Source organism: Saxibacter everestensis, from assembly GCF_025787225.1.
Classification (GTDB): Bacteria; Actinomycetota; Actinomycetes; order Actinomycetales; family Brevibacteriaceae; genus Saxibacter; species Saxibacter everestensis.
Window position 1 is genome coordinate 804,931 of record NZ_CP090958.1, and the last position, 24,234, is coordinate 829,164.

A 24,234-nucleotide genomic window follows, 5' to 3' on the forward strand; every position below is an offset into this window, starting at 1 on the left:
AGAGGGAACCGGGCCTCAATCGGCGGCGGGATCAGCTACGAGATATTGCCTTCGTAGTCGACGTCTCGAGTTTCCTTGCTCAGGAAGAGCGCGATCAGCGTCAGTAGCGCAGATCCACTCAGGTATAGCCCGACCAGCAGCGTGCTGCCCTTCATTGCTTCCCAGAGGGCGATGGCGATGAACGGAGCTACCGCGGCACCGAGGATGCTCGACATGTTGTAGCTCACCGCGGAACCGGTATAGCGCACATTGGTCGGGAACATCTCGGGCAGCAGCGCGCCCATCGGGCCGAAGGTGAGCCCCATCAGGGTGAAGCCGATGACAAGTACGGCCAGGGTGCCGATCAGGCCGCCGGAGAACAGCGGCACCCAGAGGGCGCCGAAGACGAGTATGCCCAGCGTGACGAGCATCAGCATCTTCCTGCGGCCGAACTTTTCTGCTAGCGGCCCGGCGACCAGGGTGAAAATTCCGAAGAAGACGACACCGAAGATCAACATCAGGATGAAGTCGGTTCGTTCGTAACCAAGGCCCGGAACGAAACCTGCCGGGTCGAATGGTTTGCCAGCCTTTTCGGCTGCGGCGGCCGCGGCATCCGCCGAGCTCGGTGTGGTGCCGTAGGTCAAGGTGAACGCCGTCATCAGGTAGAACAACACATAGGTGGCCAGCATGATGAAGGTGCCGAGAACCAGCGGCTTCCAGCTGGTGCGGAAAACGCGCGATACCGGGAGCTTGGCGACCTCACCTTTATCCAGGACCTTCTGAAAGGCGGGCGCCTCGATCAGTTTCAGCCGGACGTACAGTCCGACAACGACGAGCAGCGAGCTGAGCAGGAACGGGATACGCCAACCCCAGGCCGCGAAGTCCTCTGGGGTCATCGAGAGGTTCAGAGTCAGGAAGACGCCGTTGGCGATAATGAACCCGATCGGGGCGCCCATCTGCGGGAAGGTGCCGTAGATGGCCCGCTTGCCCTTTGGCGCGTTTTCGGTTGCCAGCAGGGCCGCTCCGCTCCATTCGCCGCCCAGGCCGAAGCCCTGTGCGAACCGCATCAGCACCAGCAGAGCAGGGGCAAGGAATGCCCAGCCTGGCGTGTGCGCCGTCGGAAGGCAGCCGATCAGGAAGGTGGCGATGCCCATCGTCAGCAGCGAGGCGACCAACGTGCCCTTGCGGCCGATCCGGTCGCCGAAATGCCCGAAGACAATCGAACCGAGCGGGCGGGCTACGAAGGCAGCCCCGAAGGCCGCGAACGATGACAGTAGTTCAGTGGTCGGGTCCGCGTTCGGAAAGAACAGGGCGGGGAAGACGAGAACTGCGGCTGTCGCGTAGACGTAAAAGTCATAGAACTCGATTGAGGTGCCGATCAGGCTCGCGAAGATCACGCGGCCTCGGGTGTTTTGCGGCGCGCCGGTCGGCGCTGCCTTGGTAACTGACATGAAGGGGAGCTCCGTTTGCAATCGGTCTGTCGCTTCCGCATGGGCGGCAAGGGAATGAGTCGTTGGGTAAATCGTATGCCGCCGGGTCTCAGTTGGTGGACATCCTCCTGAAGTTTGAGCGGGGGTGCTGTAGATCACCTGCTCCTCCGGCGGCGTTGCCGTGGCCGCACTCGTGCCGCCGGTTCGAAATAACGGCGGCGTTCTACCGGCCCGGGTACCTCGCTAGGATTTGTTTGAGCCCCCCGATTCGCAAGGATTCCTGACGATGCCCCAGAGACCCCAGCGCAGCTATAAAGGCACTGGCTACTGGACAACCCAGATCGCCTTCTGCGCATTGATGACGCTTCTCGGTTTTATCGGTGGCGGCTTCTTGCTCTTCGAAGCGAACGCAGATGGCGGAAAACATGCCGAACCGGGGCGGGGCCTCATGCTGATCCTGATCGGTATCGCCTTCCTGATCACACTCATTTGGCTAATCGTGCAAATCGCGAGCAGCACCAAAGAACAGCGTGCCGTCTATGCGTGGGCAATAATGCAACAGCACTCGCAGAACATCCACGACGGTAGGCCCGAAAACAGTCCTCGCGCCGTTACAGATGACATTGTCGCAATGAACGTCGCGACAAAAGCGCGCAAGGGAGAACTGACGCGGGCCCAAATCGAGCACCTCCAGTCTCTGCGCCCCGAGATCCCTTACCCAGGTCGCCTCCCGGACGTCCGGTCCCCATGATGGGCGTGTCCCATCCTCGTGATGGCGCGTCCGTGCGAAGTAGCACTGTTGCCCAACCGCCCTTGCGGCCGAGCGAACTTCCGGACGGAGTCTTCCTAGTCCCGCGGGACGCCCGTCATTCGTGTACCCCGTCGTGCGAAACAATGGCGGGATGCAGGATTATCTGAGCCGCCTTCGCCGCTACCCGGATCGGGAATCGACCGCGTTGGTTGCGGTCGATGCGAGCGACCGGCTGATTCTCGATGAGTCGCGGTCGATCGTGCATTCCGTTGCCGCCGGCGAGATCGTGGTGATCGAGGACCGGTTTGGGGCGTTGACGCTCGGCATCGCCAAGCTATTCCAGGAAGCGCAGGGGGATCGCCCGACCGGCATCCGGGTCTACCAGGACTCACGGATCGGGGAGCTGGCGCTGGAGCACAACGCACATGAATACGGTGCGACGGACGTTTCCGCTTCGATGCCAGGGATTGGCCCCGAGCTGCTGAAGGGCGCGCGATTGGTGCTTCTGCAGTTGCCGAAGAACCTGAGTGCGCTTGAAGAGATAGTCGAGGCGGTTGCGCGCCACGCCGCCCCCGATGTCCGGATCATCGCCGGTGGCCGAATCAAGCACCTAACACCGGCGATGAACGGGGTGCTGGGCGAACACTTTACCGATGTTTCGGCCAGCCTGGCCCGGCAGAAATCCCGGGTGCTACGCGCCTCCGGCCGCCGAACTCCGGCCAATGAATCAGGCTTTCCGCGCACCGAGTTCCACGCCGACCTAGCCCTGACCTTGGCCGGGTATGGCGCTGTGTTCGGCGGCACCAAGGTGGATCTCGGTACCAGGTTCCTGCTCGAAGTTGTTGACGGCAAACTTGGCAACCCGGAGACCGTGGTCGATCTGGGCTGCGGCAACGGACTTATCAGTGTGTGGCTGGCCTCGCAGCATCCGGCTGCAACGGTTATAGCCACCGACGAGTCGCGCGCAGCCGTGAACTCGACCCTGGCCACACTGCTGGCCAACGGGTTCGGCGACCGGCTCGCGGCCGGCACGGTTAATACGTTCGGCGCTTCGGGATCCGAGGGAGCGGCGGGCGACGTTCCGCCAGGGTCTGGGCTGGACGGTTCGCCGGGTTCCGGGCAGATCAGGGTCATCCGGGACGACGCGATGTCGTCGTTCCCGGCCGACTGTGTTGATGTCGTGCTGTGTAACCCGCCGTTTCACAACGGAACCGCGATCGATGCCGGCATTGCAGCCAAGCTCTTCCGGGCCGCGGCCCGGGTGCTCATCCCGGGCGGGACCATGTGGACCGTGTTCAATTCGCACCTGCCATATCGGCAGGAACTGAGACGCCTGGTGGGGCCGACGGAGCAGATCGCGCGGAATCCAAAATTCACCGTCACCCGCACGGTCAAGGGGTAGCGGCTTGCGGTGGCCCTGATCGGGCCCTCGGACGTGTTCCACTGCCACGTTGGGTGCGAAATTTCTCAATCGCAACGTCCCTAAGCTGTCAGTCGAGGGCCAGGGAACAGGCTATCCGGCGACCGAGGGTACCAACCTAGACCACGCGAAAGCCCGCCCCGGTCCGAAGACCAAGGCGGGCTCATTGTGAAAAATGTCGCGACTCATCACAATCGTGCGCGAGGTGGTGTGTAGTTTCAGGACATAGTTGACAGCTGAGTCGGGACATCCTTGACAGTGATGCTTTGCCGGTGAGTCGAGACATCGTTGACACTCGGGGTGGGCAACGATGTCCTATGTCGAAGCAGAAAGTCATCGTTCTTGCCGTTACCGAGCAGGGGTTGAGCCATTCCCAGGCCGCAGCCAAATACGCCGTCTCACGGCAATGGGTCCATGAGTTGATCCGCCGCTATCGGGCCGGCGGCCTGAGTGCGGTCGAGCCACGTTCCCGACGACCAAATTCAGTGCCACAGCGCACCCCGGATGACATCGCCACCAGAATCGTCCACCTCCGAGGCACGCTCCAAGCTGCCGGGCTCGACGCCGGCCCGCAAACCATCGCATGGCACCTACAACGCCAAGGACACGCCACCCCCTCGACCTCGACCATCCGCCGCATCCTGCACGCCGCAGGACTGATCACCCCGGAACCGAAAAAACGCCCCAAAGCCTCACTCCACCGCTTCGAAGCAGCCCAACCAAACGAGACCTGGCAATCAGATTTCACCCACTGGTCCCTGGCTGATGGCACCGACGTAGAAATTCTCAACTTCCTCGACGACCACTCCCGCTACCTACTAGCCTGCACCGCCTACCGGCCCGTGACCGGAACCGTCGTCGTGAACACCTTTGCCCAAGCCTCCAGCTATTACGGGCTCCCCGCCTCCACGTTGACCGATAACGGGCTCGTCTACACCGCCCGTTTCGCAGGCGGCAAAGGCGGACGCAACGGCTTCGAAACGCTCCTCGCAGCCCTGAACATCACCCAGAAGAACGGCTCACCCGGACACCCGCAGACCCAGGGCAAGATCGAACGCTTCCACCAAACCCTGAAGAAATGGCTCACCGGTCAACCCGCCGCGCACACCCTAATCGAACTCAACGACCAACTGGGAAAATTCCGGCAGATCTACAACCACGAACGCCCCCATCGCGCCCTGGACCGACGCACACCCGCCAACGTTTACAACAACGCCCCAAAGGCACTGCCCCTCAACGCCCGGCAAGGCGGCCACTGGCGGATCCGCACCGACCGCATCGACACCACAGGAAAAATCTCCCTGCGCTACAACGCACGCCTACGCCACATCGGCATCGGACGCGCCCACGCCCACAAGCCCGTGCTCATGCTCATCCACAACCGCGACGTAGTCATCACCGAAACCACCACCGGAGAAATCCTCCGCGAACTCACCATCGACCCCGACCGCGACTACCAACCCAGACAATAAAAGAGCCCGCCCCGATCCGAAGACCAAGGCGAGCTCTCTATGTCAACGATGTCGCGACTCATCCGTAAACGATGTCCCGACTCATCACAATCGTGCGCGAGGTGGGACTTGAACCCACACGTCCGAAGACACTAGGACCTAAACCTAGCGCGTATGCCAATTTCGCCACTCGCGCAACAGCTTTCAACTATAGGGCACCCCGGAGCGAAATCAGAATCACCGAATGGCATCCACCGAGGCCGCTGAACAGGGTTAGTCCAGGCCGAGTTGGGTGCGCAATCGGGCAACGTGACCGGTGGCCTTCACGTTGTACTGGGCCAGCTCGACCTTGCCGTCACCGTCAACGACAACTGTGGAGCGGATGACGCCCTGCACCACTTTGCCGTAGTTCTTCTTCTCGCCATATGCGCCCCACTCGGAGAGCACCTTCTTATCGGGATCGGAAAGCAGCGGAAACGTGAGTGCATCATGCTCGGCGAACTGAGCCAGTTTTTCCGGCTTGTCGGGTGAGACGCCAAGCACCGCAAATCCCGCCGCCGTCAGTGAAGCGATCGAATCGCGGAAGTCGCAGGCCTGCGTCGTGCAACCCGGGGTCATGGCTGCGGGGTAGAAGTAGACAATCGTGCGTTGCCCGCGGTAATCGGACAGCGAGACCTGGCTCCCATCGGCGGCGGAAAGCGTGAAGTCGGGCGCCGGGTCGCCAACGCTGAGTCGTGAATCTTCGGTTGCCACGGTCTTCTCCTCGGTATCGATCGATGTCGTCTTTTCCGAGCTTACTGGTCGGAGTTTAAATAACCGATCGGGCCGTCGTCGGCGGGCCAGCACTGTTTACGATAACGTCAGGTGTAACTGCTGGGACGCCGTCATCGCCAAGGAAGCGAGTATTAATGAGCCACTCTGGAACCAACCTGGCCCCTGACTTCACACCATCGAAATCGTCCAGTCCTGAGGAACTGGAAACGGTCATCAAGGCGCGACAGGAGCGTCTGGCCGCCAATGTCGATGAGTTCCTTGGCCGGGTGCATCCAAAGGCCGTTATCGCCCGGAGCAGCCAAACGTTCCAGGAGAAGGCGAAGGATACGTTCTTCACCGACAACGGCGACCTTCGCGGTGAACGCGTCGCCGCTGCTGGTGCGGTCGCCGCCGCCGCAGTTGCCGCGCTGATCGCCCTCGTGATCAACCGAGGTACGAACAAGAAGCGCAAGGTGACGAAACTCAGGCAGAAGCTCGCCAAGCTCGATCGCTAGGCACTGGCCACCGGGGATACCCGGACAAGCAAGTACACTTGGCTTTCGTTATGAGCAATAGTCCTGCATCGCCATCCGGCCAGCTGCCCATCCGCATGCTGCACGACCGGATCCTCGCCGCCCTTGACAAGGATGCCGGCGAACGAAAGTCCTCAGCCGGCATCGTGATTCCGGCAACCGCAGCCATGGGCAAGCGCCTCTCCTGGGCGGAAGTCGTTGCCACCGGGCCGCACGTCCGGCAAACCTCGGTGGGCGACAAGGTCCTTTTCGACCCGGAAGAACGTGCCGAAGTCGAGCTACAGGGCAGCACTTATGTGCTGTTGCGGGAGCGCGACGTCCATGCCGTGGCCGCACCCGAAGTCGAAGACGGAGCTACCGGCCTCTATCTCTGATCTCGGCTGTCACTAGCTCGGAGATCCGCCTTCGCCGGGTACGCCGAAGGTCCAAGTTAGGTAATGCTAAGCTGGGCCGGTGTTGGCGCAACTGGACGGATTACCGTTTTCCCTGGTGTATCTCGCTCTGTTTGCCATTGTCTTTGCGCGGGCGCAACTCACCTATTGGCTTGGACGGCTGGCCGGGGTCGGTGCCCGGCGTATCGGCTGGGGCCGTCGGCTGCTTGATCGGCCGCAGGTTCAGTTGGCCGAGCAGCGGTTGAATCGCTATGGCGCACCGGCGATCTCGCTCTCATTCCTCACCGTGGGACTCCAAACCGCGATCAATGCGCTGGCCGGCGCTGCCCGGATGCCGTTCCTGAAGTACCTGCTGGCGATGCTGGTCGGCTGTGCGGCCTGGGCGCTGGTGTATTCGACGATTGGGATCGCGGCACTCTGGGCTTGGGTGGCGATTGCCGCCGAATCGCCGTTCGGCGCCGCTGTGATCGCCACGCTCATCGTCGCCGCCGTGGTCTCCCTGGTCGTATGGCGCAGGCGGCGTGCGGGCAGAGAAGCACCGGAGGCCATTGATGCGGACGAGCAAGTTGTCCGCGGCCGGGCGCAGGTCTAGGCGGCGCGAAGAACGGCGTTGCCGGAGACCGGACGGCGCTGGGACCCGACGGCCGCAATGTCGCCGGAGGAGCGGAGAGTAATCACTGTCGCTTCCTCCTGGAAGCGAAGCTCCGAGAGCAGGCTTCTGAGGTCAAGGTGTAGCGCCCGGCAGATTGCGGCCAGAATTTCTGACGAGACCTCTTTGCGTCCCCGCTCAATCTCCGACAGGTAAGGAACCGACACTCGGGCGGTCCCCGCAACCTCGCGCAGTGATCGCTTCTGCTCGACACGAATACGTCGAAGCGCGTCGCCGAGAATTTCGCGAAGAAGCAGCATCGTCATCCTTGAGCTCGTTGAACCGGGGCACTTTGACCCTACGCCCAGACCGGCCCATAACCGGGCAGGATTCTGTCTGCCCTGAGCGAAGACATCCCGGAGTGCCGGTGGGGGAGGCTGTTGCCTCTACCGGACCGGTGCAGATACGTCTATGTGCAAGGTCGCACAGAACTCGATCAGCCACTCCCGGTCGGCGCCTGCGAGGAAGATGTGACCATGTTCGCGATCAATTCGCAGATCTTCCGTGGCAACCCGGTCGCCTCCGAAAAGAACGAAGGCTCGATCGGTGTTGCATTTGGCGCTCATCCAACTGATTCCGTCGAAGCCCGCGCTGTAAGCCGCTTCCGCCCATCGGACTGTGCGGTCGTACTTGGTGGGAGGCGTATCGGTGAGCTGGGCCTGCGTCACCTTCAAGCGGCGCAGCCCGGTTCCATGAAACTTGGCCAATCGCAGGTTGCGGGTAGGTCGAATTCCTGCGGCAGCTGACCGGTCGACGTTCGTCGTCAGCAACTGGCCGCCCTCGACCGGCACGTCGTGAAGTAGCGTCTCGCACACCGCTGCCTCCAAGGAATCGGCGGCATACAGGATCGGCACACGAGGTTGCCCAAAGAAGCCGAATCTTGTGACGCTTCCATAGCCGGGATTGAACGAGAGGGCACCCCTACCCGCCGCCACGGTGAACACGCGAAACAACAGTGCGTCCCGTTTAATGATCTCTTCGAGCGGCTCAAACGGCTCGGGCGGGGCCGGGACGTTCTGGCTCACCACTGGGTGTCGAACACCGAGTGCGCGGCCTCGACGACGAGTTCCGGGACGGAGTCGAGATGATCGACCGGTCTGCCGTCATTGGGGAACCAGCGGGATTTTGAAACGAACCAGAGAACTACGTCTGATTCGTGTGCACCGGCTTCGTTGGCGATCTCGGCTACCTTGAGCACGATGTCTCGCACGCCGCCTCGATCGTCGAACTGATACCCGGGATAGAGGTAGTCGCGCCTGCCCCGACGGAAACCGAGCAGCTTTCCGAGCCGCCGCTGCTCGGAGGCCCACTGCCTGTTGACGGACTTCGTGCCGACCTGTTCGGCGACCTGCGCGCTGGTCAACAAGCCAAATTCGCGGTTGATCTTGTCAAAGGCGTTTTCGGTGGACAGCACCGAAGCAGCCGAAGCCCTGCCTTCATCCGGGACCGACCGCCATGCCTCCCCAAGGGCTTCCAGACTTTGCAGAAGAGCCTCGCGGGATCGGGCAAGGGAGTCAGCCTTTGCGACACGGGATGACGACGCCTGAGCTAGAGACATTGGGCTCTCCTTCCTGATTAACTTACGTTAGCTCCATTATGTCAGTTTTGTCAGCCGCCTGGGGCGTTCGGAGAATGTGAGTTGCCGTGAAGCCGTTACGACCCTTAATCAGTGGGTTCTGGGTTCAAGTTTCGTAAGAGACCAACATGATGAGCCGCGACATCGTTGAGCGCGTCGCGCTGCTTCGGGGCGTCGGGATCTCGGATGGGAGTCGGGGTGGGCGCGCGTCCTAAGCCCTGTGCGGGAATGCGCCTTGAATGCGGCCTGACTAGGAGCTCGCGGTCCAACCGGTTCGGGGGAACGAGAAAGGCCTCCGATCGGCATAGCGGCCGGTCGGAGGCCTTCGTTTGGTGCACCCCCTGGGACTTGAACCCAGAACCCACTGATTAAGAGTCAGTTGCTCTGCCAATTGAGCTAGAGGTGCGCAACGACACGTAACTCTAGCAGCAGTTATGCCTCGAACAAAAATCGAGGTTTTCGGCCCGTTTAAGCACCAGGAAAAGGTGATCGGGGTCACTGAAAACCGGGCCGGGGAGTGCCCGAATCCGAGGCCACGGGACGTTCGCCTTCACGCGTAGTTGCTGGGGGAATCGCGGCAAGGAACTGACGTCATCGCCCATTGCCGAGCGCACAAACGGGGCCTTGTTTCTATCCGCCGCGGGTGAAGCCGGCGGGGGAGACGTGAGCTGCGCCGCCGGGCCTCCTGCGTGCCCCTGCCCTGCGGTGTGCCAATCCTCATCCGCATTTGGGGCTTGGGCATCTGATTGGGTACACTCGAACACGCTGCAGTGCAGAACGGGACCGGATCCGGCACCGATCTACACGGCACATGGTGGGTATAGCTCAGCTGGCAGAGCGCCTGGTTGTGGTCCAGGAGGTCGCGGGTTCAAGCCCCGTTACTCACCCCAACGAGACGGTCTCGGCCAAAGAGCTGAGGCCGTCTCGCTTTTCGCGTTTGCCCTGATCATTAGGCCTTCTCGGCCTGGTGCGCGATGGTGATGCCAGCGCTTCGTCACGACGTACCAGCGACCGCGTGACCGTCGTGTGTGCGACGCCAAGCCCGCGTGCGATCTCACCGACACTGGCTCCGTCGTCCATGGCCGCGCGAGCTGCTCGTACGTCCTCGTCGGTCAGCACGCAAAGGCGGGCCACGAGTGTCGACACCGGCCTGAATGAGGCGCTTTCGAACGGTCTGACCGTGGAGTCCGCGCTTCTTCGCAATCTGCACTTGAGTCAATACCGTCTGCGCACTCGCGTTGGCAAGGCCGGATCATCGAGATGGTCACCTACCGCACCGCGCGTGTGCGCGGAGCCAGCAACACCGTCGGCCAACGCGAACTGGACGTCTATCTTCGTGCGCTGGAACGCTCTGACTTCATTACTCAGATCAGCTACGGCAACTACGTCGCTCGGGTTGCCACGGTTCCGCTCGCGACTGCCGGCCGTCGTCAGCCATCCTCAGCGGCCGTTGATGGTGCACGACGGAGCCGAGCAGTACATCCCTGACGCACGGTTCATGGCATCAGTCGCTCGCCGCAAAGAGATGGGTTTTCGACGTCAACGTCGCCTCGCACGAGGTCGCGTCCCGATCGGACTCGTCAACCCCACCAATGGCTATCGCGCAGGCAATCTCGCCGGCGAGCAGACCGACGGCGTCGGCAACCACTGTTGGTACCAGATGCAGCCCTCCGACCCTGGTGCCCGCGGCGGGAGTTCCCGGCAACAAGGGCGCTAATCGGGATACCTGCACTGCCATTGTCTTGAAGTATGACATTGCGACATGACGGTCGGGATGTAGTACAGTGATCCATATGAGTCAGAACCCCGTAAAGCTCAGCATCACCGGCAAGATCAGTTACGAGGACGAGATCACTATCGCGCAAGCGGCCAAGATCATCACATTCCTCAATGCCGACGAGGGCAACGGCGCGTCCCTCACCGGCGACAGTGCCGAGGTCCCCGGTGATCTCGGCGGCTCTGACCCCAAGAATCGGGGGAACGCGATCGCCAGCGCCCGCGAAGCGCTCGACATCTCGGGGGCGAAAACCAATCCGGAGAAGATCGTCGCCCTTGGCCAGTACGTCATGCAGGACGGTGGCGATACGTTCAAGGTCGAGGACGTGAAGACGCGGTTCCGCCGGGCCCGCGAGACCCCGCCTGCAAACTTCACCCGCGATCTTGGCGTCGCTGTGAGGGAGGGCTGGCTGGCCGAGGGTGACGACGGCGAGTACTACGTCACCAACAAGATTGACGGCATTTTCGATGGCGGCTTCAAGTTCCCGAAGTCCGCGTCGGGTGGCGGAAGGACGCGCAGCGCCGCCAAGACGGCGAAGGAGAAGCCTGAGGTGTTCTCCACGATCGACGAGTTCCCGACGCGCATGGACGGCGTGGCCAGCTACGCCAAGATGAAGTCCGAGGGCAACCGGGTGTTGTGGGCGCTGCAGTTCGCGAAGAACCGGGGCATCAGGGGCCTCAGCAACAAAGACATCGCTTGGCTCACCGACCACCTCGGGGCGGGCGTGCCCAGTGGCAATATCGCCGGGGCAGTGCGCGGTCCCCGGTCCTCCGGTTATCTGAACCCCTCTACGACGGACAAGACAGTCCGCATCACTGAAGACGGCGAGGCTTACCTGAAGACCGTCGGCGCTGAGTCGTGACCGAGGGCCACGTCGACCAGGTCGCGCTGCGCCTGCAGCGGCTTGACCTGCAGCTCCAGACCCTAATCCTCAGCGAACTGGCCGCGGGCCGGTGCGCCGACCGTACGTTCTCCCCAGGCGACGTGGCCAGACTATTTTATGCCTTCGCACTGCCAGCGCCGGGGAGAATCGGGAACGTCTTCACCGCGTTGTCAACCAAGCGGTGGTTAACCAAGCAGCCGCAACGGGGCACGTACAGGGTGACGCCCGAGGGGCAGGCCAGGGTGCGCGAGCAGATGACGAACCTAGACCTGGTCGCCCTCGTCGCCGAGTCCGCGCACGAGAACGCCCCGGTGCTCGGTCACACCGAGCACGCGCTGGTCCCGGTACACATGGCTCCGCCGGCCGTCATCCAGCCGCTGCGTGGGTTCCTCGCCGACCATCCGTTCAACACCAACGTCTTCGGTATGACCCGCTTCCCGGACGCCAAGGCGGGGACCGCTGACCCGGTCGGCCGTGCTCTAGCCGTGGTGCGAGAGGTGTGCGCCGACGCCGGGCTGGAGTTTCACCTCGCCTCCGACCGGGCGATTGTGGATGATCTGTGGGACAACGTCACTGCGCACATGTGGGCGTGCCGCTACGGCGTCGCACTGTTCGAGGATCGGGTGGACCGGGGGGTGAACCACAACCTGCTCATCGAGGTCGGCGCGATGATCATGAGCGGCCGCCGCTGCGCGCTCCTGAAGGACGGCTCGATCGAGAGGATGCCGACCGACTTCATTGGGATGATCTATAAGTCGGTAGACCTGTCGGCCGAGGAAACCGTGGCCGAGATCGTCCGCGGCTGGATCAGCAACGACCTGGCGGTGGGTAGCCTGTAGCCCGCTGACGGGAACGAGGACAGGCCGAACTACGCACCTCTTAAGGGCGACTCCGCGCCCAAAGTGCCCTTCCGCTCCTCTGCTGTTGGGGTGAAGCTCCTAGATGGTTGCGCGGCGCTGCCGTCATCTGCCCCGTCGGTGGCGATTCCATGGTGATGTTCGCGAGGCGCTCTGCTGATCTTGCGAACGCGAGAAGCCTGGCGAACGCGGCAGCGGTATCTTCCAACGAAGCCAGCAAGGATCATAGTTCGTCAGTCGACGGTCCTGATTCGACTGGGGGCTTTCGCTTCTTGCTCATGCAACCAGGCTCGCACTGCCCTGCTCGGAGGCTCGCTCACCTTAGCGTGTCGGTAGTGGGATCTACGGTCATCGTTATGAAAGCCGGTATCTACATCGATGGCCACAACCTCTACTACGGAGGTTGTGGCATTTGCGGTCGTTCGACCCCGGAGTGGCGTTGACTCGATCTTCGGGCGCTTGCCCTTGACATAATCACAGAGCACTCGCGCTGGGATGACTCCGAGATCGAAAGCATCACTTACTGCACCGCGCGGATCAGCGGCGCGAGTAATCCGGCCGGCCAGCGGGAATAAGACGTCTATCTCAGAGCATTGGAGCATTCGGGATCGGCTTCTGTCATCGGCTATGGCAACTACGTTTCTCGCGTGGCGACAGCCCCGCTGGCGATCGCCGGTCGCAACGGGAAACCAATGATCTCCCATCCCCGGTGGCCGGTGATGGTGCTGGACGGCGCGGAGAGAACGATGTGCCCAAAGCGCGCTTCATGGCTTCAGTCGCTCGGCGGGAGGAGAAGGGGGCCGACGTCAATGTCGCCTCGTACCTGCTCATTGACGTGCTTAATGGCGTGGTCGAAACCGCGTGCCTGTCGGTCTGATCAACCCGACCAAGGGCTACCGAGCCGGCAAGCTGGCCGGGCACCCCTCGGATGGAGCCGGCAACCACTGGTGGTACCAGCTACAACCTTCCATCTGTTACGAGCACACCAGCTTCCACCCACGCTCGGCGCCCGGATCTCGAAGCCACCGGAGTGGTGATCTCTGCTGTGATTGGATTCACACCAGCCTTCCCTCAGGGGTTTTCGCGTTGCTGATCCTCTGATCGATTCCGCAGGGGCTACCCTTTCCTCATGCCCTCGCTAGTCGACATCATGAGTCAGGTCTCCGCGCAGTTGTCCGCCTCAATGGAAGCAAGCCGAATGGCTTTTTCTCATAACCTCACTAAAGGTGAAGCTGTGGAGGAGGCTCTTCGCCAGTTTCTGCGCAACCACCTCCCTGCCTCGATTGGAGTCACACACGGACAAGTGATTGATAGGCATGGCGCAATTAGCAAACAACTTGACGTGATCCTCTATGATGCTCAACGAACACCAATACTGTTCTCCGACGCCGCGGCCAACAATCAGATCCTCCCGGTCGAAGGCGTGGTTGCCGCGATCGAGTGCAAGACAAATTTACGGACGTCAGAGGTTCCAGATTTGGCGCAGAGTGCGGAGTTGTTAAAGAGCCTCGACAAGACGGCCTACTATCTGCAAGATAACCCAGTCATCCGCTCCGTTAAGACCGCCTACGGGAAAGAGTGGGATGCACTTCCTGTCTTCTACTTTGTATTCGCTTTTGATGGGCCTTCAATCGATGTGATCGGGAACGCGGTCAAGGTTGAGCACCAGAATCGAGAATTAGAAGAGCGTATCGATATGGTCTGCGTAATGAACAGCGGAGTCGTGGTAAATGGGAACCTTCCGTTAAGCGGCATCGACGCAATACCTTTTCCCGGATCACATGTACTGAGTTCACAGACGAAGCACCCTCTCCTGTTCTTCTACATCCTCATGTGTCGCTATGTTCTACAGGCTCAAGTCCCTCCAATCGCCGTTCAGCGATACATCCCGGACGGGTTTGCTTTCTAGCTCGGTGGTTTGATCGCCGATGCTTCGAGCAGCGCATGCCGTACGGCTTTGCGGCCCACTCCCATGCTGTGCGCAATCGATCGCATCGACACACGTCCCAAGCGAAGCTTCACGCCTCGGCCGCTTCCTGGACACCCAAGTCGGGAGTCCGTCGATGCCACGGTGAATCAAGTGATTCGAAACCGTAGCCCGATGCACGCCGTACCGCTCGACAAGCTCGTTGAGGCTCGCTCCGCTGCGATAATCGTCTATGAGACAGTCGACCTCGGAGGCGGTGAGGAAAGGTTGAAGATTTTCGATCCTCCGCACCACGGGGCCACGCGAGTCCCTGATCGGGGCGGAACCCGGACGCTGCGCCATCCGCAAGACAACCCGCTTCAACCGTGGACCAGGGTGTTAGACCTGGGGCAAAGTTGACGAACTTACTACGCAGGCACCCCAGCGAGACGGTCTCGGCCAAAGCGCCGAGGCCGTCTCGCGTTTCCCGTCTTCCCAAGCCATACCTAGCCTGGCGTGCTCGGCATTCACTCAGCTCCCGCCGGCTCCGTGCCATACTGAGGCCCACCAGGCCGAGCGCTCCCCAGCCCGGCCGAGGCAGCTGGAGGAGATATGCCGGTCGCGGATCTCGTTCTTGAAGGCGGCGGGGTCAAGTTGCCGGGACTGATCGGCGCGATCGACGCCCTTGCGGAGGCGCCCGACCCGTACTCCTTCAATCGCATCGCCGGCGCATCGGCTGGTGCCATCGTGGGTGCCCTGGTGTCTGCGGGTGCCTCCGTGGAGTCGATGAAGGCGACAGTGCTCCGCCAGGACTTCACCAAGTTCCAGGATCTTCCGCCCTGGTCCCGCTTCACGCCGTGGCTCGGCAAGGGGCTCGGGCTTATCTTCCACAAGGGCATGTACCGCAACGACGCACTGCATGCGTTCCTCACCGCGGCGCTTGCGACGCACGGGGTGCACACATGGAGCGACCTGCGGCAGGACGATCCCGACAGCTCGCTGCCGCCGGAGCGCCGCTACCGGCTCGTCGTCATCGTCTCCGATGTCTCCCGTGGACGGATGCTGCGCCTGCCCTGGGATTATCGTCCCCAGCTCGGGCTCGATCCGGACACCCAGCCGGTCGCCGATGCTGTCTGCGCCTCGGCGGCAATCCCCTTCTTCTTCCGCCCTGTCAAACTGCCGGCGAATCCCGCCGTGGTCGGCCACCGGTCGGTGCTGTGCGTCGACGGCGGTCTGCTGTCGAACTTCCCGGTCGGCATCTTCGACCGCACGGACTCCGCGCCCGCTCGCTGGCCGACCTTCGGTATCAAGCTCTCGGGCCGGGAGACGGCGAGAACCGGCTGGCGGTCCAACCGCAACACGGTCGAGTTCGCCGTCTCCCTGCTGACAACGCTGATCAATGCTCGCGACCGGATCCACATCGATAACCCCGAGGTGGCCGCTCGGACGACCTTCGTCGACACCAGCGATTTCAGCAGCACCGATTTCGACCTCTCTCAGCAGGACAAGCTCCTACTGTTCGAGAACGGACTGCGTGCCGGAAGGAAATTCCTCAGCACCTGGGATTGGCAGCGTTGGAAGGATACCTATCGGCCGCGGTGAGGATCGTTTACTCCCGCGCGGCGGTTGGCTCCCTCGTGGTAGAGCCCGGAGGCTTTCGCATGGGCGTCGACAACGAGTCCTGCACCGAGACCCGGATGTTGTGTCGCCGAACGGGAGCTGGAATCATGGGTGAATCCTGGAGCGTTTCGGCCAGGTCTCGGACGTCGGCTCCAGCGCAGTGGTCGCCGTCGGTCTAGGTGGACGTGAGAAAGAATTGAACCGTGTCGAGCCTGCCGCACGGTTCCGCCTCGAATGTCCTTTGGTGGCGACCCATCCGGCCGACCGCATCTCCGTTACGCAGTCAGTCCACCTGTCCGAAGAACTCCTCAGCCTGCCGGCGTATCCGTGTGAGCCTCTTGGAGACTGCGCTGTGGTTCGCGTATCCCAGCACCTGTGCGATCTCGGTTAGTTTGGTGACTCCGGAAGACAGCAGGACGACGACCTCTCGATCTTTTGCGTTGAGCAGCGCGAGAAAGTCTCCATGCACGATCGAGCCGACGACCTGGGTCTCTGGGCCTTGGACCGGAATTGTGTCCGTGAGCTCAACGAATGTCACCTTCACCTTGGAGCGCTTGTGGTACAGGCGGCGCTCAAAGTCTTCCTTCTCGAAGGACCAGAAGTCGGAGAAGTCGTCGACGACTCTATTGGAGCGCACCGCCTCCAGAATCGCTCGCAACTGGCCTGTGGTGTCGGCCCGATGGACCACCTCGGCAAGGACATCTTTTGCATCGGCTTCGCCCCTCCACAGATCTCCACCCTTTCGTGGGGACTCTACCGTCACACCCGGAAGTACTGAACTGTCCAGGAGCCTGGCGGTGGGGGAGATTAGCTCTTGGTCCACGGTTGGGAATGTTCTGAGGATGTCCTGGATCACCTCGGTGGCAGCTGGCAACCAGTAGTCCAGGTTATGAGCGAGGAGACGGAGGGGGTCGTCCTTGCTGAAACCGCGCAGAGGCGAACCGGGAACCATGTGCCGCCAGACAGTGGCCGCCCATGCTCGTGCCAGGCGCTTTTCGAAGTCCGCGGGTAGGTAGTTGTCAATGTCCACCGTCCGGATGCTGAAAGGCCACTGACCCGCGGTCAACTGTGGCAAACCGAACAACTGAAGGGTCGAAGTCGGGAGCAGGTGGAACAGCGGAGCGTACTCGTAGTAGCGCGAACGAGTCCTGGGCACGAACACGATGTTGTTGTCGCCTCGATCGGCGATCCGGTACAGCCGAGGAGGTAAGTCCTCCGCGCCGAAGACGCGTCTACGGTACTGCGCCGACTCCCACACGGTATTCCACTTTGCGACCGCCAGCTCGAAACGAAGTGACTCCCCGTCCTCAAACGATGGGGACGGCATTGGCAGAGTCAGGTACTCGGGTGCAGCCGGGTCCTGGGTGTGCAGCGTAGCTGAATACATGAAGCCAGCCGACATGTTGAACATCCGCGGATATAGGTCAGGTCCAGACTGGTCCGTGGAGGCGAACACCTCCTCCTGGCGCAACACCTCGATCTCTGCCTCCGTAGGTTCGGTAAAGTCCTCGTTACACATAGGCACAGTCTCTTTGGCGGTTTTCTGATCAGTCATATCTCTTATACGACAAGCCGTGGCGATTCCGTTCCGTGGAGCCACGATATCGGCGAGTGGTATTGAGCCGGCGCTCAATAAGACGGTAGCTCCCGGCCGGGTACTGATGGATAGATCAACGGGAGACACACGCCCTGCCACACTTTAATGAGCAGGTGGCTTGTGAGGCGCTCAGTAGGGAGATGCCAGCCACAGGAGCGACTCTTGTCCGCCGATGTCGATCGGCACCGAAGTAGCGGGTGAGCATCGAGCTAGGTGACGACGAACATGATTGTCGCTCTTAGCAGCGGCACGCACTGCTTGAGCCGCCTCGATTCGTCCCACGATCGGCCCTCGAACGTCCTTCAATCCAGGCCCGTCTGCCTACTCGCCATGCCGAACCGACTCATTCAAACCCAACATGTCGTCTAGCTTTCACGAATGACGTGTTTGATCATTGAACGATCTACAACGTCATCGTCGTTAAGTAACTGCATAAGAATTGAAATTCGCGCCTGTTTCGCTTGGACTGAATCTTCGTCCTCGAGCTGCTTGAGAAGACTTGAGATGGTGCTCCAGGACTCGCTCCGGGGCGGGTAGTAGAAGCAGTTCGATAAGGTCGCGCACACCATAAACAGAAAGCCGATAGGAGCGACAACAGCAAGTAAGACGTCAATAAATATCCTGCTGGATGACCGTCGAGTTGGCTCGCTTCTATCGCGCGGAGAATTGTTTTGCTGAAGTCGTTTCAGGCCCCAGTTGCCGATACAAAGAGCGCTGATCACTACCAACACCCAGACAACTGGCATCAAACTCTTCGCTGCATCCACGGCGAGCAATGTGAGAACTAGCCCCACTGTTGGCTGAATGGAATCTGCTTTCGAGGTTGCCCCAAGCAAGAAGAGGAGTGAGGCCAATGGCCAGAGATACGGAAGCAAAGCAAGTCCATTGGCTTCGTACCAAGCGAGGCCTGTAGTAAGCCAATAAGGGTTCAAAATGTGGAGGTTCGCAAGGGATGACTCGAAGGATTCCACCGGATAGCGGCCCGATGTTAGGTAGTCGGTGAACCAGGCCGATGCCAATCCGTATGTTAAGAACGTCACTGCCAGGGTCCATTTTGCGCCAATCGCATCAGTCCACCATCCACGAATTCCACTGACTGTTGCGTTGCTGTGATTACTCATGAAATCAGCGTTGCTTATGGCACTGACAATGGACATCTCCCATGGAACTGGCAGTGAGATCTTGACGTTGCCCAGGCCCCGCCTCCGCTTGGATGTAGGGAGTGGTGAGACGCCAACCGCAAGGGATGACCTAGCGCCACAGGCGCCGACGCCTGTGCCTAAATAGGACGAGCCAAGGAAGTGTGGCGTCCGCGGGGCACGTCCCAGACGGAGCAGGCCCGCATCCTGGAGGCGAGAAGGCTGAGAGAGCGCCACGCAATGCCAGATAAGCGACCTCCGGCCGCTGCGCCTTCGTAGCCTCGTCCGCAGTCGTCTCGTCGTGGTTGACAAGGTCCTTCATCTTCTGGAAAGGAATACGCGAACGTTCCTCCCGCAGCGGCGACGCCAGCGACCTACCGGCGCTGAGGATCGCTCACTCCCGCTCGGCGTCTGGCTCAGCCGCAGCACCCTGGTTCGTTGCCAGCTTGGGACTGTCAGCGAGTTTGAGCCAGACGACGCCGCCGATGATGACGGCCAGCCACAGCGCACGGACGGGAGTGAGTGTCTCGTCAAAGAAGACCGGGCCGAGCAGGGCAGCACCGACGGCTCCGATGCCCGCCCAGACCGCGTAGCCGATCCCTACGTCGATCTTCTTCAGGGCGACGCTGAGGCAGTAAAGCGTCAGCAGGAAGAAGATCACGGCGGAGGCCGACCAGCCGAGGACGGTGAATCCTTCACTTCCTCCGACGCTGATGGCATAGCCAACTTCAAATACTCCGGCCAGGAGCATGACCAACCAGGCTCCGGTATTGCTGGTGTCTTTCGTCGATGTCACAGCAATGGATGTCACAGTCATTTTTTCAGTCCTTTTGTAATGGAGAGAATGCCGAGGTTGTCACGCGGCTCCGCTGAGCTGAAGCCCAGCGACGCCGATGATGACCGCGAGGATGCCGAGGAACTTCTTCCAGTTCAGTCGCTGCCCGAGGAACAGGGCGCCGACGATGGCGATCCCGACGCCCGCGACCGAGGTCCAGATCGCGTAGCCGACACCGACATCGAAAGTGATCAGCGCCAGGCTCAGGAAGAAGGTGGCGATTCCACCGCTGACGAGTGTTGCGATGGTCCACCACAGCCGGGTGAAACCTTTCGCATTGCTTGCGCAGAGCGCGACCGTGATCTCGAAGATCACAGCGATTCCCAGGTAGAGCCAACTCATGATGTGCCTTTCGGGTGTGTTGATGAGGGCGGCCGCGTGCTGATGCCGCGGTGCCTGAGGTCCAGATATCGTTCGAACGGCGCAAGTCCGCGCGCGACCGGTATGCGGTGGATGATGCCGGCCAGTTGGGCGCGGTCGATACCGAATGCGGCGTAGCTGCCGCCGTAATCGAATCCCTGTCCAGTGACAGCGTCGCCGTCCACGGCGACGTAGATCCGGTCGGCTCGATGGTCGAGGGCGAAGCTGTAGCACAGACCGCACGGCTCTCCGGTAGCCAGTAGCCAAGAGCCCTCCAGGTCGGAGCGACCGAGGTCATGCATCGCCGTGCGCATCGCCACGATCTCGGCATGAGCGGTCGGGTCTCCGGTTCGAGCCACCTCATTGACGCCAAAGTCGGAGACGTAGCCGTCGTCACCGACGAGTACGCCAATGAAGGGAAGGCCGCCGGCCTCGACGTGGTGCAGACTGAACTCCACAGCGTCCGCCATCAGACCCGCGATCTCCGCCTCGGTCCGGCTCATGACACCGGTTCCGACCGGAGCGCGTCGTCCACGGCGTTCTTCAGCTGGCCCGCGTCCAATACTCCGGAGTAGAGGCGGCCGTTCACCCGGACGCTGGGAACAGCGGTCACGCCCACCGATTCGACCGCGTCCCGCTGATCGGCCATCTGACGCGCGCTGCGTTCACCGCTCGCGAGCGCTAGTGCGACATCGGATCGGTCAAGCCCGACCGAACCAGCGACCTCGACGATCACATCCTCCGCACCGATGTCGAGGTCCTGCTGGAAGAACGCACGGAATATGGCCGTGGAGTACTCCTCGCCGACACCTCGTTCCTTCGCCAGCTGCAGCACCATGAACGCCTTTGCCGTCCGCGGCTGCGGAGAGATCGAAGGCAGCACGATGTCTACTCCCAGGCGGTGCGCCATCGGGTAGACAGCGCCATCCCAAACTCGAGGGAGGTAGTCGTCCTCCGGCTTCAACGTGGGCACCGGATCGGGCCGCAATTCGAAGGGCCGGATCTCGACCTGCACATCGCGGTCACGCTTGAGCTCAGCTACCGCGTCTTCCACCAGGAAGCAGAACGGGCACACGTAGTCCACGAACACCTCGACTTTCGTACTCATCCTGAATTGCACTCCTCTCGTTATTTCTGTATGTACATACATGTATTTAGCTACGAATCGATGGCTTGGTCGTCTCAATTTGGCTTTTACGGGTGGATCAGGTTACCGATGTCACTGAGGGCCCTGCTCAGGCGACGCGCGTCCAGATGTGGAAAGTGCGTCGCCGCGTTTTGCAGGAGATCACGGATGTGCTCTTCGTACGGGGTGCGTGCGTCTCGGAGTAGTGCTTCCCCTTTTTCGGTGATGACGGCGTAGACCCCGCGCCCGTCATCGGGGCAGATGTCGCGATTCGTCAGCCCCTTTGCCTCCAGGCGCGAGACCAGGCGAGTGACGGAACTTTGATTCAAGCCAACCTTCTGGGCGAGGTCGTTCACCCGCAGTTCCTTGTCGGGAGCCTGGCTGAGATATGCGATAGACCTATACTCCGTGAGCCCAATGCCGTGACGTTCCGTCAGCCACTTGCCAAGGCTCGCGTCAACCGCCGCAGCGAAGACGGCGATCTGAGACCAGTCTGAACTGACGTCGCGATCCATCGCGCATCTCCTGAACTCTGAGACTGTATGTACATGCATTTAAACTATAGGCACCCCGGCCGTTTGGCAAACGCTCGCACTGTGGTGGGGCGCTTGCACCGCGGCCGGCGCCCGCACTGCGGCGGCGCCCGCCTCCACCTTGGCAGCCGGCGCTACGCCTTCGCAGCCGGCGCTACGCCTTCGCCTGCTCGGCGGCAGCCGCCTCGACACCCTCGCCGATCCCAGCCCCCGCGCCCACCGACTGCTGGTACTTCCCGGCAATCTTCCGTGCGGTGGCGGAATCAGGTCCGGGCTGCGGAACGAAAATTGCCTCGCGGTAGTACTTCAGTTCATCGATGGATTCCCTGATGTCGGCAAGCGCGCGATGTCCGCCATCCTTCTTCGGGCTTTGGAAGTATGCCCTGGGGTACCAGCGACGGGCCAGCTCCTTTACCGACGACACGTCGATAATCCGATAGTGCAGGTAGTCGGCAAGCTCCTTCATCTCCTGGACCAGGAAGCCACGATCGGTGCCGACGGAATTGCCGCCGAGCGGTGCCTTGCCCGGCTCCGGCACCCACTCGCGAATGTAGGCCAACACCTTGTCCTGCGCCTCGGCGGCCGTCACGCCGCCGGACAGTTCCTCAAGCAGTCCGGATGTTTCATGCATAGAACGCACAAAGTCGTTCATCTGGGCGAGCGCCTCGTCGCTTGGCTTGATCACGATGTCGACCCCGTCGCCGAGCACGTTCAGCTCGGTGTCGGTCACCAGGCAGGCAACCTCGACAAGCACGTCATTCTTGAGGTCCAGACCGGTCATCTCGCAGTCGACCCATACAATTCTGTCTATATTCGGCACGGTACTAACCTAGCCGCCACGGCTGACAGGCGCGATTCCCGAGCTGGCAAATGGCTCCGAAGTATCGGCACCGGCGCTTCCCGACTCGGTTTTTGAGCCTGCGACCACTTATCCTTGAAGTTTGGTGCGGTCATGGTCGTAGCGGAGCTACGCACCCGTCCAACGTCAGCTGATGAAATGAGGATCTTCACGTGCGGTATGCCCTTGCAGTGTTTCTGATTGTCGCCGGGTTAGTTGTCGGCGCTCTCGGGTACCTGCAGCGAACCCTGTGGGCGCCATCGGATACCACCGTCGCAAGTGCGACGTTGAATGAGCCTGGCTCCGTGGTGGTCGTCGAGCCCGGTGTGATGAACCTCTACGGCAAGAACTCCACCCTGAACGTCAAGGGCGAGGGCGCCGTCGTCGTGGCGCTTGCCAGCGACAAGAATATTGAGGCGTGGGTTGGAGAATCCGCGCACACCAAGGTCACTGGGCTGAAGAGCGCGTCCGAACTGGCGACGGCCAAGGTCGACGGCGAGCAGAAGACGCCGAACCCGGCCGGAGCCGACCTGTGGGAGAACCAGATCACCGGCGATGGCGCGGCCACAGTGAATTGGGACCGGGACGCGAACCGGACGGCGTTGCTCATTGCCTCGGACGGCACCCAGCAGGCGCCGAAGGAGATCAGCATCAGCTGGCCGGCAGACAGCTCAACGCCCACGGCTATCCCGCTCATGATCGGCGGCGGGGTTTTGCTCATTCTCGGGCTTCTCCTACTGGTCATGGCGATGAATGACAGCGCGCGGCGAAAGAAGCGTCGAGTCGAGCGGACCGAGCGGCGGAGGAAGGCGGCCACCGCCGGGACCGCAATGATGATCGTCGGCGCGCTTGCCTTGACGGGGTGCGCCAGTGAACCAGAGTTGCCGAAAGCTGAGCCTTCAGCGGCGCCGTCAACCGCGCCGCCAGTGGTCAGCGAGGCCCAATTGAAGCGCGTGCTCGAGCAGATCTCTTCGGACGTCGCCGAAGGGGATGCGGCCAACGATGCCAGCAAGATCGAAGACCGGGTCACCGGCCCCGCGCTTGAGCTTCGTAAGGCCGCCTATGACATTCGGAAGAAGAAGGACGACTTCCCGCTTCCGACGGCCATCGCCGCCTCGCCGATGAAGATCAACTACACGACGGCCAGCGATTCCTGGCCGAGGGTCACCTCAGTGGTCACCCAGGCGGAGGGATCAGACGTTCCGCAGCTGCTGAATCTCTTCCAGGCCGACGCTCGCAGCTCCTATCAATTGTGGTCGGCCACCGACCTGCTCCCGGGGGTTACCGTCCCCGAGACACCGGACCCGCGTTTTGGCGCCGAGCTACTCGCCCCCGATCAGGGAAGCCTGCGGGTGACCCCTGAGGATGCCGCCAGCCAGTACGCCGATGTGCTGCTGAAGGGTGACGGCAGCAAGTTCAAGGATGTCTTTGCCAAGGACCCTTACCGGACCCAGCTGCAGACCTCTCAAAGCGAGCAGAAGAAGGCAGCCGACAAGGCCAAGGCGACATTGAAGCTGAACCAGAAGCCGGATGACGGCCAGCTGATCGCGACGTCAACAGCCGACGGCGGCGCAATTGTCACCGCATACATTAAGGGCAGCACGCAGATCACACCCGAGAAGAAGGACGACCAGACCGGTAAGATCAGCATTCCTGAGACGGCCGCGAAGATCATCGGTAAAACGGAGACATCGAAAGGCGTGAAGACCGAAACCGGCACGGCCGTCACGTTCTTCGTGCCATCCTCGAAAGACGAGCAGGTTCAGGTTCTGGGCATCAGCTCGTCGCTGATCTCGGCGACCGAAGTCTGACGGGCGTTGACAACCGCG

Annotated in this window: 27 protein-coding genes and 3 tRNA genes; 13 read left to right on the forward strand and 17 right to left on the reverse strand. The window is 61.6% G+C overall.

All coding sequences use genetic code 11. The features are described 5' to 3' along the window. Positions 1–35 precede the first annotated feature (35 nt). The gene (locus LWF01_RS03955; RefSeq protein ID WP_349639744.1) at positions 36–1,430 is read right to left on the reverse strand and encodes an MFS transporter; all 1,395 of its coding nucleotides are present in this window, start codon (positions 1,428–1,430) and stop codon (positions 36–38) included. 265 nt (positions 1,431–1,695) lie between these two features. Here LWF01_RS03955 and LWF01_RS03960 point away from each other — a divergent pair, with 265 nt between their 5' ends. The 3 genes from LWF01_RS03960 to LWF01_RS03970 all read left to right on the forward strand — a co-directional run bounded on the left by LWF01_RS03960 (position 1,696) and on the right by LWF01_RS03970 (position 5,052). Further along, positions 1,696–2,160 (forward strand): hypothetical protein, encoded by a 465-nt coding sequence (locus LWF01_RS03960; RefSeq protein WP_349639745.1) that lies wholly within the window; start codon positions 1,696–1,698, stop codon positions 2,158–2,160. A gap of 151 nt (positions 2,161–2,311) precedes the next feature. Next, positions 2,312–3,562, forward strand: coding sequence for a class I SAM-dependent methyltransferase (locus tag LWF01_RS03965; protein WP_349639746.1), 1,251 nt, complete (start codon positions 2,312–2,314; stop codon positions 3,560–3,562). A 335-nt stretch (positions 3,563–3,897) separates the two neighbouring features. Continuing rightward, positions 3,898–5,052 carry an IS481 family transposase gene (locus LWF01_RS03970; RefSeq protein ID WP_349639747.1) on the forward strand — a complete coding sequence of 385 codons (1,155 nt, stop codon included), beginning with the start codon at positions 3,898–3,900 and terminating at the stop codon, positions 5,050–5,052. 93 nt (positions 5,053–5,145) lie between these two features. Here the strand turns inward: LWF01_RS03970 and LWF01_RS03975 are convergent. Further along, positions 5,146–5,227, reverse strand: a tRNA-Leu gene (locus tag LWF01_RS03975). Between the two features lie 77 nt (positions 5,228–5,304). Further along, positions 5,305–5,784 carry a thioredoxin-dependent thiol peroxidase gene (gene bcp / locus LWF01_RS03980; protein ID WP_349639748.1) on the reverse strand — a complete coding sequence of 160 codons (480 nt, stop codon included), beginning with the start codon at positions 5,782–5,784 and terminating at the stop codon, positions 5,305–5,307. Positions 5,785–5,939: 155 nt separating this feature from the next. Here bcp and LWF01_RS03985 point away from each other — a divergent pair, with 155 nt between their 5' ends. The 3 genes from LWF01_RS03985 (at position 5,940) to LWF01_RS03995 (ending at position 7,301) form a co-directional block, all read left to right on the forward strand. Next, a complete protein-coding gene (locus LWF01_RS03985; protein WP_349639749.1) occupies positions 5,940–6,299 on the forward strand; it encodes a DUF3618 domain-containing protein in 360 nt (119 codons plus the stop codon). Between the two features lie 50 nt (positions 6,300–6,349). Continuing rightward, the gene (locus tag LWF01_RS03990) at positions 6,350–6,691 is read left to right on the forward strand and encodes a GroES family chaperonin (RefSeq protein ID WP_349639750.1); all 342 of its coding nucleotides are present in this window, start codon (positions 6,350–6,352) and stop codon (positions 6,689–6,691) included. 79 nt (positions 6,692–6,770) lie between these two features. Continuing rightward, on the forward strand, positions 6,771–7,301 hold the full coding sequence (locus tag LWF01_RS03995; RefSeq protein ID WP_349639751.1) for a DedA family protein: 531 nt from the start codon (positions 6,771–6,773) through the stop codon (positions 7,299–7,301). On the opposite strand, the gene LWF01_RS04000 is transcribed toward LWF01_RS03995, so the two are convergent. The 4 genes from LWF01_RS04000 to LWF01_RS04015 all read right to left on the reverse strand — a co-directional run bounded on the left by LWF01_RS04000 (position 7,298) and on the right by LWF01_RS04015 (position 9,340). Beyond that, on the reverse strand, positions 7,298–7,624 hold the full coding sequence (locus LWF01_RS04000; protein ID WP_349639752.1) for a helix-turn-helix domain-containing protein: 327 nt from the start codon (positions 7,622–7,624) through the stop codon (positions 7,298–7,300). The genes LWF01_RS03995 and LWF01_RS04000 overlap by 4 nt on opposite strands. Before the next feature lie 120 nt (positions 7,625–7,744). After that, on the reverse strand, positions 7,745–8,383 hold the full coding sequence (locus LWF01_RS04005) for an RES family NAD+ phosphorylase (RefSeq protein WP_349639753.1): 639 nt from the start codon (positions 8,381–8,383) through the stop codon (positions 7,745–7,747). Continuing rightward, entirely contained in the window at positions 8,380–8,916 is a 537-nt protein-coding gene (locus LWF01_RS04010; protein WP_349639754.1) for a hypothetical protein, read from the reverse strand. The genes LWF01_RS04005 and LWF01_RS04010 overlap by 4 nt, the downstream gene beginning before the upstream one ends. Positions 8,917–9,264: 348 nt before the next feature. Next, positions 9,265–9,340 (reverse strand) — tRNA-Lys (locus tag LWF01_RS04015). Positions 9,341–9,748: 408 nt separating this feature from the next. Between LWF01_RS04015 and LWF01_RS04020 the strand changes: the two genes are divergently transcribed. Further along, positions 9,749–9,824: transfer RNA gene (locus LWF01_RS04020), tRNA-His, on the forward strand. Here LWF01_RS04020 and LWF01_RS19245 read toward each other — a convergent pair. Beyond that, positions 9,817–10,014: a hypothetical protein gene (locus LWF01_RS19245; protein ID WP_432762012.1), complete on the reverse strand. Its 198-nt coding sequence runs from the start codon at positions 10,012–10,014 to the stop codon at positions 9,817–9,819. The genes LWF01_RS04020 and LWF01_RS19245 overlap by 8 nt on opposite strands. A gap of 180 nt (positions 10,015–10,194) precedes the next feature. Here LWF01_RS19245 and LWF01_RS04025 point away from each other — a divergent pair, with 180 nt between their 5' ends. Beyond that, on the forward strand, positions 10,195–10,422 hold the full coding sequence (locus LWF01_RS04025; protein ID WP_349639755.1) for a hypothetical protein: 228 nt from the start codon (positions 10,195–10,197) through the stop codon (positions 10,420–10,422). Positions 10,423–10,438: 16 nt separating this feature from the next. On the opposite strand, the gene LWF01_RS04030 is transcribed toward LWF01_RS04025, so the two are convergent. Then, positions 10,439–10,672, reverse strand: coding sequence for a hypothetical protein (locus tag LWF01_RS04030; RefSeq protein ID WP_349639756.1), 234 nt, complete (start codon positions 10,670–10,672; stop codon positions 10,439–10,441). 55 nt (positions 10,673–10,727) lie between these two features. On the opposite strand from LWF01_RS04030, the gene LWF01_RS04035 reads away from it, so the two are divergent. From LWF01_RS04035 to LWF01_RS04050, 4 genes are all read left to right on the forward strand, one after another. Further along, positions 10,728–11,573: a hypothetical protein gene (locus LWF01_RS04035; RefSeq protein WP_349639757.1), complete on the forward strand. Its 846-nt coding sequence runs from the start codon at positions 10,728–10,730 to the stop codon at positions 11,571–11,573. After that, complete coding sequence (locus LWF01_RS04040) at positions 11,570–12,433, forward strand: hypothetical protein (RefSeq protein WP_349639758.1); 864 nt, start codon at positions 11,570–11,572, stop codon at positions 12,431–12,433. The genes LWF01_RS04035 and LWF01_RS04040 overlap by 4 nt, the downstream gene beginning before the upstream one ends. A gap of 1,147 nt (positions 12,434–13,580) precedes the next feature. Continuing rightward, on the forward strand, positions 13,581–14,360 hold the full coding sequence (locus LWF01_RS04045; RefSeq protein WP_349639759.1) for a DUF6602 domain-containing protein: 780 nt from the start codon (positions 13,581–13,583) through the stop codon (positions 14,358–14,360). Between the two features lie 609 nt (positions 14,361–14,969). After that, positions 14,970–15,959: a patatin-like phospholipase family protein gene (locus tag LWF01_RS04050; RefSeq protein WP_349639760.1), complete on the forward strand. Its 990-nt coding sequence runs from the start codon at positions 14,970–14,972 to the stop codon at positions 15,957–15,959. 301 nt (positions 15,960–16,260) lie between these two features. On the opposite strand, the gene LWF01_RS04055 is transcribed toward LWF01_RS04050, so the two are convergent. From LWF01_RS04055 to orn, 8 genes are all read right to left on the reverse strand, one after another. Next, positions 16,261–17,532: a hypothetical protein gene (locus LWF01_RS04055; protein ID WP_349639761.1), complete on the reverse strand. Its 1,272-nt coding sequence runs from the start codon at positions 17,530–17,532 to the stop codon at positions 16,261–16,263. A 407-nt stretch (positions 17,533–17,939) separates the two neighbouring features. Next, positions 17,940–18,695, reverse strand: a complete 756-nt coding sequence (locus LWF01_RS04060; RefSeq protein WP_349639762.1) for a hypothetical protein — start codon at positions 18,693–18,695, stop codon at positions 17,940–17,942. Positions 18,696–19,107: 412 nt separating this feature from the next. Beyond that, positions 19,108–19,530: a DMT family transporter gene (locus LWF01_RS04065; protein WP_349639763.1), complete on the reverse strand. Its 423-nt coding sequence runs from the start codon at positions 19,528–19,530 to the stop codon at positions 19,108–19,110. A gap of 39 nt (positions 19,531–19,569) precedes the next feature. Further along, positions 19,570–19,890, reverse strand: coding sequence for a DMT family transporter (locus LWF01_RS04070; RefSeq protein ID WP_349639764.1), 321 nt, complete (start codon positions 19,888–19,890; stop codon positions 19,570–19,572). After that, positions 19,887–20,411, reverse strand: a complete 525-nt coding sequence (locus LWF01_RS04075) for a tRNA-specific adenosine deaminase (protein ID WP_349639765.1) — start codon at positions 20,409–20,411, stop codon at positions 19,887–19,889. The genes LWF01_RS04070 and LWF01_RS04075 overlap by 4 nt, the downstream gene beginning before the upstream one ends. Further along, positions 20,408–21,016 carry a DsbA family oxidoreductase gene (locus LWF01_RS04080; RefSeq protein WP_349639766.1) on the reverse strand — a complete coding sequence of 203 codons (609 nt, stop codon included), beginning with the start codon at positions 21,014–21,016 and terminating at the stop codon, positions 20,408–20,410. The genes LWF01_RS04075 and LWF01_RS04080 overlap by 4 nt, the downstream gene beginning before the upstream one ends. A gap of 86 nt (positions 21,017–21,102) precedes the next feature. After that, positions 21,103–21,549: a MarR family winged helix-turn-helix transcriptional regulator gene (locus tag LWF01_RS04085; RefSeq protein ID WP_349639767.1), complete on the reverse strand. Its 447-nt coding sequence runs from the start codon at positions 21,547–21,549 to the stop codon at positions 21,103–21,105. Between the two features lie 172 nt (positions 21,550–21,721). After that, positions 21,722–22,348, reverse strand: coding sequence for an oligoribonuclease (gene orn / locus LWF01_RS04090; protein ID WP_349640818.1), 627 nt, complete (start codon positions 22,346–22,348; stop codon positions 21,722–21,724). A gap of 230 nt (positions 22,349–22,578) precedes the next feature. Between orn and LWF01_RS04095 the strand changes: the two genes are divergently transcribed. Continuing rightward, positions 22,579–24,216 (forward strand): DUF8094 domain-containing protein, encoded by a 1,638-nt coding sequence (locus tag LWF01_RS04095; RefSeq protein WP_349639768.1) that lies wholly within the window; start codon positions 22,579–22,581, stop codon positions 24,214–24,216. Positions 24,217–24,234 lie beyond the last annotated feature (18 nt).